General features: G+C 44.3%; 14 protein-coding genes, 1 other RNA gene and 1 riboswitch. Of the genes, 7 read left to right on the top strand and 8 right to left on the bottom strand.

The annotated features are described in order from the left end of the window. The 3 genes from AWH66_RS15055 to grpE form a co-directional block, all read right to left on the bottom strand. Positions 1 to 265 (bottom strand): Hsp70 family protein (locus AWH66_RS15055; RefSeq protein WP_167360960.1); only part of this gene is annotated, 265 nt, incomplete at its 3' end. Between the two features lie 280 nt (positions 266 to 545). Next, positions 546 to 1,820 carry a dicarboxylate/amino acid:cation symporter gene (locus AWH66_RS15050; protein ID WP_063604022.1) on the bottom strand — a complete coding sequence of 425 codons (1,275 nt, stop codon included), beginning with the start codon at positions 1,818 to 1,820 and terminating at the stop codon, positions 546 to 548. Between the two features lie 274 nt (positions 1,821 to 2,094). Beyond that, entirely contained in the window at positions 2,095 to 2,703 is a 609-nt protein-coding gene (grpE, locus tag AWH66_RS15045) for a nucleotide exchange factor GrpE (protein WP_006072516.1), read from the bottom strand. Positions 2,704 to 2,857: 154 nt separating this feature from the next. On the opposite strand from grpE, the gene nadK reads away from it, so the two are divergent. From nadK to bamE, 3 genes are all read left to right on the top strand, one after another. After that, complete coding sequence (gene nadK, locus AWH66_RS15040; protein WP_006072517.1) at positions 2,858 to 3,742, top strand: NAD(+) kinase; 885 nt, start codon at positions 2,858 to 2,860, stop codon at positions 3,740 to 3,742. A gap of 184 nt (positions 3,743 to 3,926) precedes the next feature. Further along, the gene (recN, locus tag AWH66_RS15035; protein ID WP_063604021.1) at positions 3,927 to 5,591 is read left to right on the top strand and encodes a DNA repair protein RecN; all 1,665 of its coding nucleotides are present in this window, start codon (positions 3,927 to 3,929) and stop codon (positions 5,589 to 5,591) included. 170 nt (positions 5,592 to 5,761) lie between these two features. After that, positions 5,762 to 6,121: an outer membrane protein assembly factor BamE gene (bamE, locus tag AWH66_RS15030; RefSeq protein WP_063604020.1), complete on the top strand. Its 360-nt coding sequence runs from the start codon at positions 5,762 to 5,764 to the stop codon at positions 6,119 to 6,121. 58 nt (positions 6,122 to 6,179) lie between these two features. Here bamE and AWH66_RS15025 read toward each other — a convergent pair whose 3' ends face one another. Continuing rightward, a complete protein-coding gene (locus AWH66_RS15025; RefSeq protein WP_006072524.1) occupies positions 6,180 to 6,545 on the bottom strand; it encodes an RnfH family protein in 366 nt (121 codons plus the stop codon). Continuing rightward, complete coding sequence (locus tag AWH66_RS15020) at positions 6,535 to 6,975, bottom strand: SRPBCC family protein (RefSeq protein WP_063604019.1); 441 nt, start codon at positions 6,973 to 6,975, stop codon at positions 6,535 to 6,537. The genes AWH66_RS15025 and AWH66_RS15020 overlap by 11 nt, the downstream gene beginning before the upstream one ends. Before the next feature lie 175 nt (positions 6,976 to 7,150). Here AWH66_RS15020 and smpB point away from each other — a divergent pair, with 175 nt between their 5' ends. Together smpB and ssrA are read left to right on the top strand one after the other, a co-directional pair. Further along, positions 7,151 to 7,636, top strand: coding sequence for an SsrA-binding protein SmpB (gene smpB / locus AWH66_RS15015; RefSeq protein WP_006072527.1), 486 nt, complete (start codon positions 7,151 to 7,153; stop codon positions 7,634 to 7,636). A 67-nt stretch (positions 7,637 to 7,703) separates the two neighbouring features. Continuing rightward, positions 7,704 to 8,070, top strand: a transfer-messenger RNA (tmRNA) gene (ssrA, locus tag AWH66_RS15010). Positions 8,071 to 8,214: 144 nt separating this feature from the next. Here the strand turns inward: ssrA and AWH66_RS15005 are convergent. Continuing rightward, complete coding sequence (locus tag AWH66_RS15005; protein WP_063604018.1) at positions 8,215 to 9,279, bottom strand: threonine aldolase family protein; 1,065 nt, start codon at positions 9,277 to 9,279, stop codon at positions 8,215 to 8,217. A gap of 179 nt (positions 9,280 to 9,458) precedes the next feature. Between AWH66_RS15005 and AWH66_RS15000 the strand changes: the two genes are divergently transcribed. Next, positions 9,459 to 10,064: a DedA family protein gene (locus AWH66_RS15000; RefSeq protein WP_240495625.1), complete on the top strand. Its 606-nt coding sequence runs from the start codon at positions 9,459 to 9,461 to the stop codon at positions 10,062 to 10,064. Here AWH66_RS15000 and AWH66_RS14995 read toward each other — a convergent pair. Continuing rightward, positions 10,061 to 10,579: a GNAT family N-acetyltransferase gene (locus tag AWH66_RS14995; protein ID WP_063604017.1), complete on the bottom strand. Its 519-nt coding sequence runs from the start codon at positions 10,577 to 10,579 to the stop codon at positions 10,061 to 10,063. The two genes, AWH66_RS15000 and AWH66_RS14995, sit on opposite strands and share 4 nt — an antisense overlap. A 233-nt stretch (positions 10,580 to 10,812) precedes the next feature. Beyond that, a riboswitch (FMN riboswitch) is annotated at positions 10,813 to 10,960 on the top strand. A 196-nt stretch (positions 10,961 to 11,156) separates the two neighbouring features. On the opposite strand from AWH66_RS14995, the gene ribB reads away from it, so the two are divergent. Beyond that, on the top strand, positions 11,157 to 11,819 hold the full coding sequence (gene ribB, locus AWH66_RS14990) for a 3,4-dihydroxy-2-butanone-4-phosphate synthase (RefSeq protein WP_063604016.1): 663 nt from the start codon (positions 11,157 to 11,159) through the stop codon (positions 11,817 to 11,819). Between the two features lie 82 nt (positions 11,820 to 11,901). Here the strand turns inward: ribB and AWH66_RS14985 are convergent, their stop codons facing one another. Then, entirely contained in the window at positions 11,902 to 14,427 is a 2,526-nt protein-coding gene (locus AWH66_RS14985) for a glycosyl hydrolase family 18 protein (protein WP_063604015.1), read from the bottom strand. Positions 14,428 to 14,533: the final 106 nt, after the last annotated feature.

Below are 14,533 nucleotides of genomic sequence, written 5' to 3'. Positions count from 1 at the left end.
GCATGATTTCGATATCACGCTGAACTTCTTCGTCTTCAAAACGACGACCGATAAGACGCTTAATAGCAAATAGCGTGTTCTCTGGGTTTGTAACTGCTTGACGTTTTGCAGGTTGACCTACTAGCGTTTCACCGTCTGTGTAAGCGATAACCGATGCGGTTGTGCGCTCACCTTCAGCATTTTCGATTACGCGTGGTTTGTCGCCGTCTAGAACAGCAACACAAGAGTTAGTAGTACCTAAGTCAATACCAATGATTTTACCCATCAGGCTATCTCCGAATAAATTCTATTGTTTCGTTTGCAAGCTCCAGTATGGAGCGTTGAGCCGGCAATACACCCGCTCGCAATAGGTTTGTTTTATGTATGAACCTTAAATAAGGGCTGCAAAATGCTTTTCAAGGGAGGAAGGTAAAAAAAATTAAGTTTTTTGCCGAAGAAATTAAAAACTGTCTATAAAAGGGGCAACTAACCCCTTGAAAGCATGACTATCCATAAAAAAAGCGGAGCTTTTAAGGCTCCGCTTTGCAAATCGTTAAATAACGTGATTAAGCACGGCTTTCAGCAAGTTGAGCTTCCGAACCTTGTTCAACATCAAGCTCATTTTCGCTACCCGCTACAATCGTATTAACTGCAGTATCACCAACAACGTTAGAACTTGTACAGAACATATCATTAATACGGTCAACTGCAGCAACAATAGCCAGGCCTTCTGGTGGCAAACCTAGTTGGTGCAGGATAACGCCGATCATGACAACGCCGCCACCAGGAACACCACCAGCACCTATAGAAAGCAATAGAACAGTGAAACCTAGTGTAAATAGGTCGCTCATTTGAATTGGCTGACCAAACGCATTGGCAATAAAGATGGTCGCGATAGCAATATAAATAGATGCCCCTGCCATGTTCATCGTTGCACCTAGCGGAACACCAAAGCCTGCTACCGATTTAGACACACCAATTTTGTCCGTCAAAGTACGCATCGTTACTGGAATCGTAGCGTTCGAACTTGCTGTTGATAGTGAGAACAGTACCTGCTCACGAGTCGCACGGATAAACTGTGATGGGGTCATCTTGGTTGTTGCGCCCACCATTAATGGATACACAACAAAAATCCAAAGCACAAGGATACCAACAACCAGTGCCACATAACCTGCCACTGAAGCTAGCGTACCAGCATCTAGTGTTGCACCTAGTTGAATCATAAGAGCAAACACACCATAAGGAGCAAGGCTCATGACTAGGCCAATTAGCTTCATAATGATGTCGTTCGCTACTTTGAACGCATTTACAGCAGGACCACCCTTCTTATCCAATGCTTGGATGGCAAGACCTGTCAAAATTGCCATAAAGATGATTTGCAACATATCGCCATTTGCAAATGCCTGAATCGGATTGCTTGGAACGATATTGGTGATCATTGAGAAAATATCAGGGGTTGTGGTTGACGTAATCTCAACGGCTTGAGCGACTGTACCACCAAGGTTTGCACCTGCGCCTGGCTGAACGATCATACCGATTGTCAAAGCAAAAGTGATAGCGACTACAGTATTAAGAATATAAAGCGCAAAAGTTTTACCGCCTAAACGGCCAAAAGAGTTGATGTCTTTAAGTTCTACGATACCGCAGACAATAGAAACGTATACGAGTGGAACAACCAGCAGTTTGATAAGCGAGACGAACATGCCGCCCACACCTTCAGCAAAACCAAGTAGGTATTGGTCAAAAATGCTGACACCTGCGAATAAGTATTGAATCGCTGTACCGATTAGTAGGCCAGCAAATAGACCTATAAAGATCTTTTGGGATAGTGATTTATTCATTCATAAACTCCAGAATGTTGTGTTTAGTCCCTGTGTTTTTATAGTTATTTACTTTCTTATTAATAGAAAGCTCAGGGCATCTTACAGATCTAAAGCTCAAAATAAAGCATTAATTTTACATTTTGTTATCCAAAATTTAAAATACTATCACCTATTTTTTCAAAGGTTATTAGAATAAATAACTAAAAAAAATGAAGCCCATAAGGCTTCATTTCTCTATAAATCAAAAACAAGCGGGATAAACCTCTAGTGTCAATCCCTAACTGTTTGCTTGTTATTTAGACACCATTACCATAGCTGGTCTGATCACGCGACCATTTAACTCGTAACCCTTTTGCATAACAAACATAACGGTATTAGGTTCATGATCAGCACTTTCCTGAATAGACATCGCTTGATGCAGCTCTGGATTGAACGCTTCACCTTCTGGGTTGATTTCTTTCAAGCCAAATTTAGCTACCACATCAACGAACGTTTTGTGAGTTAGCTCTACACCTTCAACAATCGGTTTTACCGCTTCATTCTCTGTGTCAGCAGCAGCGATAGCGCGCTCGAGGTTATCAATAACCGGAAGCAGCTCTTCAGCAAACTTATTCAGTGCATATTTACGTGCTTTGTCGATCTCTTGTTCTGTGCGGCGACGCATGTTCTCAACGTCTGCTTTTGCACGAAGCACAGCATCTTGCTGCTCTTTTACTTTAGATTCACTCGCTAGCAGAGCTGCTTCTAGTTGAGCAATTTTCGATTCTTGAATATCTTGCTCGGATTCTTCGTTCCACTCAACATCAGCGTCAGAACCAACTACATCAGCGTCAGCTTGCTTCGCTTCCGCTTCTTGCGTGTGCAGCTCTTCTTGGTTTACCTTATTTTCTTCGTTGCTCATGGTTTCTCCGGAATACACAATTCAAGGCAATGTAGAATATGACTTGCCCATAAAACTTGGATCAAAATCATACCAAACACTGCATATATACATACTTTGGGTATATTATGGGGATGAAGATTTGTGATTCAAGCACTATTAGTTTGGAAGTGATATGAAAAAACCCTTTGAGGTGATCGCCATCATAGGCAAACCAAGAGCACAGAAAGCCGTTCAGACCCATAAAGAACTGTTTCACTGGCTCACCTCTAAAGGCTACAAAGTATTGGTGGACGACCGGCTTATCGACATTCTCGTCGATATCCCACGACAACACTTTTTTAGCCTAGTCCGTATTGGACGTGAAGCTGATCTCGCCATTGTGGTTGGTGGTGACGGTAACATGCTCGGAGCAGCACGAGTTCTCTCGCGCTTCGATGTTGCGGTTATTGGTGTCAATAGAGGTAGCTTAGGGTTTTTGACCGATTTAAATCCAGAAGGGTTTGAAACCTCTCTTGAAGCTGTTCTTCAAGGGGAATTTCGTGAAGAAGAGCGATTTCTTCTTGAAGCCGAAATTCATCGTCATGGCCAGATAAAGAGTCATAATGCCGCTCTCAACGAAGCAGTCCTTCACCCAGGACAAGTCGCACATATGATCGAGTTTGAGGTATACATCGATGATACCTTTGCATTTAGCCAACGCTCTGATGGGCTAATCGTTTCCACACCAACGGGTTCAACAGCCTATTCGCTTTCCGGAGGCGGCCCTATTCTGTCCGCGAACCTTAATGCGATTTCACTGGTGCCGATGTTTCCTCATACCCTCTCTAGTCGCCCTTTAGTTGTCGATGCAAACTGTCGCATTAAGCTGATTGTCTCTCCGGATAACCGAGGCACTCAAGAAGTCAGTTGTGACGGGCAAATCTCCTTACCTGTCTCCCCAGGTGATGAGATTCATATTTACCAAAGTCCAAATCGTCTGAAGCTGATTCACCCTAAAGACTATAGCTATTACCACGTCTTAAGAAACAAGCTTGGCTGGTCAAGCAAATTGTTTTAAAAATCATATTGATGAACCCCAGCAAATGATGCTGGGGTTTTCTTATCTCGCGTTAAAATTGACGACAAATTCAACAACAGTGCGTTCAATCACATAAAAAAACACCTGTACAACTTTACTGTATAAAGAAACAGTATATACTGAATTTACATACAGTAATGTTCATTTAAACAGGTAACTAAAAATGCTGTCTCATCTAAGTGTTAATAATTTTGCCATTGTAAAATCTCTGCAGTTAGAACTCAGTACAGGTATGACAACCATCACCGGCGAAACTGGCGCAGGTAAATCGATTGCGATTGATGCACTAGGACTTTGCTTAGGTGGCAGAGCGGAAGCAGGAGCCGTTCGCGCTGGTGAAGATAAAACCGAGGTCACCGCAGCTTTTGTTATCGAAAACAACCAACAAGCAACACGTTGGCTGGAAGATAATGACTTGTTTGATGGCACTGAATGTATTTTAAGACGCACCATTACTAAAGAAGGTCGTTCGCGTGCCTTCATCAATGGCAGCCCTGTTCCGTTATCTCAATTAAAGTCATTGGGGCAACTTCTAATTAATATCCATGGTCAGCACGCTCATCACCAGTTGATGAAAGGCGACTACCAATTGTCACTGCTTGATCAATACGCGGGTCACACCAATCTACTGCAACAAGTTCGCAATAAATACCAAGCATGGCGCAGTGCCGATATTGCACTATCCCAACTAAAAGAAAACAGTGCTAACAACCTCGCTCAGCTTCAACTTTTAGAGTACCAAATAAAAGAACTTAATGAGCTAGCGATTGGCGAACAAGAGTTTCCCGAATTAGAACAAGAACACAAACGTCTGTCTAATAGCGGAGAGCTGGCCATCACCTGCCAGCAAGCAATTGATATCATTTATGAAGGTGAAGAAGTCAACGCATTAGGTATGCTACAAACTGTGAGCAGTAAACTGGTTCAGCTTGCCGAGTTAGACAATGAGTTAACTGCCCTTCCCAATATGATTGAAGAAGCCATGATTCAGTTGGAAGAAGCCAATACAGAGCTGCGTAGTTACCTTGATAAGATCGATGTTAACCCTGAGCGTATGGCCTATGTAGAAGAGCGCTTTTCAAAAATTATGTCTCTGGCTCGAAAACACCATGTGATGCCAGAAGAGCTGTACCAACATCATCAAGATCTTCTAGCACAAATTGAAGCTCTGGACTGCTCCGATGAAAAACTAGCAGCCATGGAAGAAGAAGTATCTGCACATTTCGACGCTTACGTGCGCTCATGTGAAAAACTAAGCAAATCTCGTGGACGCTACGCGAAAGAGCTCAACAAATTGATCTCACAAAGCATGCATGAATTGAGCATGGAGAAAGCCAAGTTCGCGATCACCGTCGACTTCCAGCATGAGCATCCTTCACCAACCGGTATGGATAACGTGGTATTCGTTGTTTCCACCAACCCTGGTCAACCAATGCAACCAATCGCAAAAGTAGCCTCTGGCGGTGAGCTATCTCGAATCTCACTCGCGATTCAAGTCATTACAGCACAAAAAGTAGACACACCTAGCCTCATCTTTGACGAAGTAGATGTGGGTATCAGCGGTCCAACCGCAGCAGTCGTAGGCAAAATGTTACGTAAGCTCGGAGAATCAACTCAAGTACTGTGCGTGACCCACTTACCTCAAGTCGCGGGCCATGGTCATCAGCAGTTGTTTGTCACGAAAACCACCAAAGCCAACAAAACCGAGACCAGTATGTTGACGCTGAACGAACAACAACGCATCAGTGAATTAGCACGGTTACTTGGCGGTAGCCAGATTACTGATAGCACGCTGGCTAATGCGAAAGAGCTATTAATTGCAGCGTGATTGCGAGACTTTACGATAGTTCCATCGGATTGTTCTTTTAAACAAGGATTGTAAGCTAACTCATAAAATAGCGTCTCTAGTTACAATCTAAGACAGACAAGTTTTTACTTCTGCTTCATCCTTGTTTATTATCTTTGCAGTCTCAAAAATCAAAGTCGTAAATTAAAGCTATGCAATTAAAAAAGTGGTTGATCGCATTACCACTCGCGCTCACGGTGCTGACAGGATGTTCAGTGATCGAAAAAATCGTTTATCGTATCGATATCAACCAAGGTAACTTTGTTGAGCAAACGGCTGTTGAACAGCTACGTTTCGGCATGACAAAAGAACAAGTTCGTTTCGTACTTGGCTCACCTATGCTGATTGAAAATGGCTACCCAAATACTTGGTATTACATTTACCATGCAACGAAAGGTCACGATGATCCCGTGCAACGTAACCTAGTTGCCAACTTCGATGCAACAGGCACTCTCACCAGTATCTCTGGCGATTATGAAGCCAGTGACCAGTTCTACGAAAGCCTAAACTAGACATCAAAAAAGCTCGCATTTAGCGAGCTTTTCTATTTGAGTCTTTTAAACCTCACCACTAACTGGATGTAGATTCAGACTTTCTCTGCGCTGCAGGCTTTCCACCAGTAACTGGGTCAGCGGTTCCAGCCATTTTGGCCTGCTCTGCTCTCTTACGTCGAATTTCTTTCGGGTCAGCTAGCAAAGCACGATAGATTTCAATACGGTCTTTATCTCGTACTGTCGCGTCCAGCTTAACATTACGACTAAACACGCCAACTTTATTGCTTTCAAGATCAATCTCAGGATAAACCGCTAAAACGCCTGACTTTTGAATGATCTCTTCAACCGTTGACTCGTGATTTACAACCAGTTGAAACACACGCTGCTCGTGAGGTAGTGCATACACCACTTCGACATGGATCAACTGATTATCAGCACTCATAGGTGTATACCTCTTTGGCACGCTTAGTAAACGCGTTAACCATGTTACTGGTCACATCATGAAAGATTTTACCAAACGCCAATTCAATCATTTTGCTCGAGAATTCAAACTCAAGTTTTAACTCTACCTTACAAGCTTGATCATCTAGTGGAATAAAAGACCAAACTCCCTTTAACATTTTGAACGGGCCATCGACCAATTCCATCAAGATTTCGCTGCCATGCACCAAGGTATTCGCTGTCGTAAAGGTTTTACTGATCCCGGCTTTTGATACATCGACCGACGCCACCATACCTGAGTTCGATAACTCCAAAACTCGAGAGCCAGAACAACCAGGCAAAAACTCATGGTAACTGTCAACATCATTGACCAAGTTAAACATTTGATCAGCACTAAACATCACCAATGCTGAACGCGTCACTTGTTGCATAAAATTTCCTCAAAATAAAAGGCTGCCTCCGATTCTACTGTTTACCTTGAGTTAGCTCAAGTTACTCGACCTTACGTTTCGTCATAATCAAGCACGCTCCCTTGTTGCCAATTTATCAATCAAGCACATAAAAGCCTTTCCTTAATCCAAAAACAGACCTTATAATGACTCCATTATGGTAAAAAAGAATTCAAAGAAAAAAGCGGGTAGCAATACCATCGCTCAGAACAAAAAAGTTCGCCACGAATATCACATCGAAGACGAAATTGAATCTGGAATTGAGCTGCAAGGATGGGAAGTAAAATCACTTCGCCAAGGCAAAGCTAATATCGCAGAAAGTTATGTCTATATCCGTGATGGTCAGGCGTACATCAGTGGCATGTCTATCATTCCACTTAACCAAGCCTCTACACACATCGTAGCGGAACCGACTCGCGTTCGTAAATTACTGATGCACCGTCGTGAACTAGACAAACTTATTGGTTTGGTTAACCGTGATGGTATGACATTAGTAGCGACGGCACTTTATTGGTCTCGCTCTTGGGCGAAGCTCAAAGTCGGTGTTGCGAAAGGTAAAAAGCTTCACGACAAACGTGCTGATCTTAAAGAAAAAGATTGGGCTCGCGATAAAGCACGAATTATGAAGAGTAATTTGCGTTAATAGTGACCACTTGAACTTGCAAAGCTAGACAGCGTAAGCTTTTCTGGTACTATGCAAGGAACACTTTGGGGCTGATTTAGGATTCGACAGGAATTTTGCAGTCTGAGGTGCATGCCGTGGGGCGGTTGGCCACGTAAAAAGCCGCAAAAAAATAGTCGCAAACGACGAAAACTACGCACTAGCAGCTTAATAACCTGCTCAGAGCTCTCTCGCCCTAGCTTCCGCACGTAAGACGGGGAATAACGAGAGATCAAACCCAAACGCGCTAGCCCGGATTTTCCCACCTGAGAGATGAACGGCGAATTATAATTCAGGTTAGCCATTAACTAGCGTGTCGGTTCGCAGGTTGGTGGTGAAATTAAAGATCGACTAAGCATGTAGTACCAATGATGAATGGTTTCTGGACGCGGGTTCAACTCCCGCCAGCTCCACCAAACGTTTGGAAAGGGCGATAACTCTAAGAGTTATCGCCCTTTTTGTTTTCAGTGAATTGAGTTTCCATAATGTAGATTTTTGGTTTTGACCACCCATAGCCCAAAAGCTTACTGGTGGTCAAAAGGTTGCAGGTTTTACTCGTACTACTGGCAACCTTGCTCAATGAGCGTGAGATATCCTTTCAACTCATCGTCTGGCATCTGAAGCAATGTGTCACCAACATACCACTCAATATAGCTCTGCTGCGCAATCATTCCTTGTTGGGGGTTGCCAATCCAAACACTATGCTGTTGCGCTAAGGTATCGCGAAGGGCAATGGCTTTCTTCTGACTAATTGGCAGGTGGATATGTAGCATATTTGCTTGCGGAGCTTCTGGATTCGGAGTGAGTGATGGGTAATCTCCCAACATTTGGTAGAGCTCAAGCGTGCGCTCGAATAAGGTAGGAAGCGCTTGAATGCGGGATTCAAATTGCATCGCCGCAGCAACAACATATGGAGAACGCTGATAAACACTGCCACCTTGTCTGTGCATCCAAACACTCGCTTTATCAATGAAGGCTTTATCACCAAGCAGCATCGCGCCACCTAAACCTCCGATACCTTTATAAAGAGAGACGTAAACCGAATCAAAGCCATTAGCGATCTCTTGATAAGACTTCTGGTAATGCGCAGCGGACTCCCAAAGCCGCGCTCCATCCATATGTAAGTGAATGTTGTTGGTTTGACAGTGGTTTTTAATCGCATCTAATTCACCAAAGCTAGGTAACTGCCCACCGATTTCTCGCATTGGTAACTCATAAACAACCGCGCCAAGCGTGTCTGGAATTTGCAAAAGCGATGACACATTCCAAGGCTCATAAGGTTTGCCGACGGGCAAGGCATTAAAACGATTTTGTAACTGATAGCCTTGGCTTTCATGGATATAGATATGACAGGAAGGATGCATTGCCACATTGTTACTGCCTCGCTGTTCGCAGGCAATTTGCAGCGCAGTGGGTTGTGTCAGGGTGCCAGTAATTACAAATAGTCCGGCTTCAAATCCGAGAAGCTCTGCAACTTGACGTTCAAAGGATTGTATCAACTCCCCTTCACCATATTTGTCATGCTTTACATCATTTTGCTCGCACCAGACTGCCATTTGCGAAAACATCTCTGCGGGTGTAATCGCCCGATTTCCAGGCAATACAACTTGACACTTATCCTGCATCTTATCTTCCTTTCTCATGTACAAAGTTCGTCAACCATGTCACCTGTCAGTTATTTAGTAAAGAGAAGATTGTTAATCGATTGCTCAGCAGCGAGGTGTATGTTTTACCGGGACTTTGATTGACGAACTGGAACAACAGGAGTATCTATCAGTAGATCTTCATTATTTGGATACCGCATTTGCAACATATCAACGACCTTTTGATCGCAATGAAACCGTTACTTGAGCAGTACGGCTACTTCGCTCTTATTGTCAGTATCTTTTTAGAAGGTATTGGTATTCCCATGCCTGGACAATCTTTGATGATTGCGGCTTCAATACTCTCTTCGCAACAGGTTATGAATCTAACCTTAGTCCTCTCAATATCTTGGTTAAGCTGCTTTTTGGGTAATACTTGCGGCTATATGATTGGCTACTATTTTGAGGGATGGCTGGATAAGAAGGGCTATGTTTCAGGCCCTAAAATGCAAAAGCTTCAATCGATGATAAAACGCTATGGTCCTGCATGCTTAGTCATCAGTCGTTTCGTTGAAGGAATGAAGCAGTTTATGCCACTAGCGTGTGGCGTAGCAAAAATGCCACGCAATGAGTTCTTATTAGGGAACGCTCTCGCGACCACGATTTGGGTTGCTGTCTTTGGTTTACTCACTCATTTTGCTTTTGACCACCTACAGTTATTCCAGCAGTTTTATCATCAACACCGAGCGATCGTTTGGTTGGTGTCAGCCGGCTTATTTGTCGCTCTCATCGTCGCGCTTATGACAAGAAAGCGACGAACAAGTTAGTCAACTGTCACCATTAACTCTAGTCGTAGTACATCCATATCTTCGATTGGATTGGCTTCTGTTAAGGACTGTTTGAGCCCTAATCGGCGGCAAACAGCAATGGCCGCCTTATTCCCAGCTTTGGTTTCGGCGAAGATGGTTGTCGGAGCGAATTGACCAATACCAAACTCAATTAAAGCAGACATGGCTTCGACCGCGATGCCTCGTCCTTGTCTATCAACCGCTAAACCGAAGCCAATAGATGCTTGATTATCAGCCTCTAAACGAAATCCAACCGTGCCAATAACTTGATGGCTCTCTTTCCCCTCAATCACCAGTTGAAATTTGGTGCGTGGACGCTGCTCTGATTGCTCGACAAACATTTCCAGTAAATGCGCATTGAACTCTGGCGAGCACTCCTCTTTTGGATAGAAGGTTTGATACTTGGGATGAGACGTTATGGTGAGCCATGCCTCGATATCACCCAGTTGAAAGTCGCGTAAAATAAGTCGTTCTGTTTCTAGCGTTAATTGCATTTTGTTCTCTTTTTAAATCGGGCACACATATCTGCCGCCTAATTTTGGCAAGGCTGCATGTTTATCACACTCATCAACTCAATAGAGTGACGAAGGTAGCTATTTGGCTACCGAAAAGATTCAGTGTAGAACAAGCGGTGATATTTGGAGTCATAATTATAATTAATGCGACTCTTGCTGCTTTTCAAGCTGTAAAAAAATCGCTACCATTTACAAGTCGTTAAGACATTAACTTTTATTCTCAGGGCGGGGCGAAATTCCCCACCGGCGGTAAATCAATGTTTGATAAGCCCGCGAGCGCTTAACTTTATGGAGTTAAGGTCAGCAGATCTGGTGAGAATCCAGAGCCGACGGTTAAAGTCCGGATGGGAGAGGATAATAATATTTACAGATACTGTAGTGAGTACTCACTAGAGTTCACTGTGCGTATTGCTGCGCATGTTGTAAATATAGAATGATACTTCCTTGCTTTACTGCAATGCGGGTGTCATTCATCTATCTTTTGGATCTGTGTATTTTCATACATGATCCCCATACCTATGCCCTGATTCTGGTATTTTTATTTAGGAGTATTACCATGAATCAGAACCAAACTTCATTGCTATCTGAATTCGGCACCCCACTAGAGCGCGTTGAAATCGCATTACAAGCCCTTCGCGAAGGTCGCGGTGTATTGCTACTCGATGACGAAGATCGTGAAAATGAAGGCGATATCATCTATTCCGTTGATCACTTAACTAACCAGCAAATGGCGCTCATGATTCGTGAGTGCAGTGGTATTGTTTGCCTGTGTATTACTGATGAACAAGCCAAGCAACTTGACTTACCGCCAATGGTTGAGAACAACAACAGTGCTAACCAAACTGCATTTACCGTCTCTATCGAAGCAAAAGTGGGGGTGACAACTGGCGTCTCTGCAGCTGATCGTGTCACAACCATCAAGACAGCATGTCAAGCTGGTGCTCGACCAGAAGATCTCGCTCGTCCAGGACACGTTTTCCCGCTACGCGCGAAGCAAGGTGGAGTATTAACTCGTCGTGGTCACACCGAAGGGACCATTGACCTGATGCAAATGGCTGGTCTATCACCATTTGGTGTACTTTGTGAAGTCACTAACCCTGATGGAACAATGGCGAAAGCTCCAGAAATCGTTGCATTTGGTAAGCTTCATAACATGCCAGTGCTGACGATTGAAGATATGGTTCAATATCGCCTGACGACGGCAGAGCAGTCAGCTTAATTCCCTGCTTCAATGAAAATCGCCACCTAATATTAGGTGGCGATTTTGGTTCTAGCACTTAGCTATTGAGTTCTCGTCTTTCTTACTGGCATGCGCCGGTATTTTCCCAGACACCCCACTCGCCTGTTTTTGTAGGATCTTCGCCCTGCGTCCACCATTTGGCTTTGTAGTTCTGGCCTTGGTAAGTCACTTGATCACCACCAGTGTACACCGCTGCCGCATCCCAGTTATCTTCACAAGTACCACCAATTGCTCCATCGGCACTCACTGTAACAGTATGAGTCTGACTGGCACTTAGTGAGCCATCACTAACGGTCACAGTAAAGGTGTAACTCGTATCGGCAGAAACACTGGGCGCCGAAAAGCTCACTGAACTGCCTAGAACTGATACATCTAGACCATTGGGTGTCTGCCAACTGAAACTCAAAGTATCGTTTTCTGCATCCGTTGATGCGCTGGCATCTAACACCACGGCTTCATTAGCGCTAGCAGCAGTCGGGCCAGTAATGACCACGTTCGGCGCAGTATTATCTGGAATGGTAACTTTTGGAGTGACGTTAATCATGACCACATCTGTGGCCGTTGCACCTTCATTATCCGTTACCGTCACCGTAAACTGATAAGTCTGTGTCGCAGTGACCTCTTGAGCATCAAAACTTGCTTGAACCGTATCGGAACCAACAAGAACCACCGCGTCACCACCAGTTTGCACCCAGTTATAGCTTACGATAGAGCCGTCACTATCGCGTGATGCACTAGCATCTAATGTTACTGTCGCAGGGCCTTGAACTGATTGGTCTGCACCAGCACTGGCAACAGGTGCACGATTGCTTGGTGTTCCGCCAGCTAGACTCTCATGCATTGCATTAAGAATGTCACCATTGTCAGCATCAATCTCCCATGAAAATAAGCCTGCAAGTCCAAGGCTTTGAACATAAGCACCTTTCGCTTTCACTGAGCGGTCATCGTCGAAAGTAATCAAATCACCAGTTGTTTGATTCCAGACATAGGCTGCTTCAGCCATCGCATCGTAACCATACTCAAAACCGTTGACGCCAGTGTTGTCCGGACCAAGCATATACGCTTTTATGCCTTTGTAATCAATGACACCATCTTCCCATACTCCTTGAGCTGTTGAACCCGTCAGTTTGCCGGTCGCAACACCAGTCATAGGATCCGTAGGGTCAGTTAAAGTATCAGGTGTTACCCCAGTCCAACCTCGGCCATACATGGCAGCACCCAATACCAACTTGTTCGCAGGTACACCCTGAGCCAACAATAACTGAATACCGTTGTCCGCAGTATAGGCTGGCCCTTTGTAAGGAACTCCTTCGGTATCAACACCCGTTCCATCACATTGCCCAGGACGCATAAAGTTGCCACAATACAACGCGGCTTGGTGTCCAGGAACATTATTCCAGCCGCCATAGAAGTCATACGTCATGGCAAAGATGTAATCCATATATGGAATCGCTTTGCCATAATCCACGTCTTCAATCTTGTCATGACCAACGCCAATCGCAGAAGTCAGCTCGTACTTTCTGCCTGTTTCTGCTTCAAGCTCATCCAACATAGCTCGCAGTTCGCTCATCAAATCGATGTAAGCCGGACCATCGTTTACTGGGTCACCTAAGTCTGGCGCAGCGCCATCCCCACCCGGATACTCCCAATCGATATCAACGCCATCATAGAACTTCCACGTATTGAGGAAGCGTTTCACGGACGCGACGAATATGTCTCGATTGGCTTTATCGGTAAAGCTGTAAAATGGGTCTGAAAGAGTCCAACCACCAATGGAAGGGAGAATTTTAAGATCGGGATTACGCTGCTTTAGTGCCATTAACATGGCATAGTTGCCTTTAATTGGCGTGTTGTAGTCATGACCAGCTTGAGTAAAGCTTTTCTGATACGCTGCCCAAGGGTCGTGAATAACCACTTCAAAATCTTGCATGCCCTTACAGGCGGTTTGCAGGGCATTAAAGCTATTGCCCCCCACAGACTTCACCGATTCATTAGGACCACAAATCGGGATAAAACCATAGATAATATGGGTTAAGTTGTCCGCCGGAATGTTGTCTACTGTGTAGTCACGCCCATAAATTCCCCATTCCACAAAGTAGGTGCCGACGACCATATTGGGGTCGGTATTATAAGACTTGTTGTTGGGGTCAATATTCATTGTCAAAGGGGCTAGATGAGAGCCATCAGTATCAGCAACCACCAGCTCCATTGGCGCACTTTTGCTACATCCCGTTGCGTCACACGCTTCCACTTGCATTTGATACAAGCCACCCTGACCATAACCAAATGTAGCGGTTGTTTGGCTACCGGTTATTGGTCCTGTCGCCACCTTGTTGCCATCGAAGTAGATGTTATAAGTATCTCCAGTAATACCACTCCACTGATTAAATGTTATTTTAATCTCTGCTAGATCGTTGTATTGAACCATCTGGTCGTAGCCAGAGGTGGTCTCCATAGCCAATTGGATTTTCGAAAACTGCAGATTATTCGAGCCCCAGACGTCAATTGAGGGTTTTGCTGGCGCAGCATTGACACTTTGGCTTACCGCCAAAGCAACCGCCGATACCCCTAATAATAGATTTTTCATTATTTGTTCTCTTTCCCTGAAAGGTCTAATGACGCTGCTCCCACCTGTTATAAAAGTGTGAACATCGAGAACAATTAATAGAACTTGGCGTTTATTTTGTGTTCAA

The organism is Vibrio barjaei (assembly GCF_001639065.2).
GTDB classification, from domain to species: domain Bacteria; phylum Pseudomonadota; class Gammaproteobacteria; order Enterobacterales; family Vibrionaceae; genus Vibrio; species Vibrio barjaei.
Note: the sequence above shows the minus strand (reverse complement) of the source record. Positions and strands in the feature narration are given on the sequence as shown.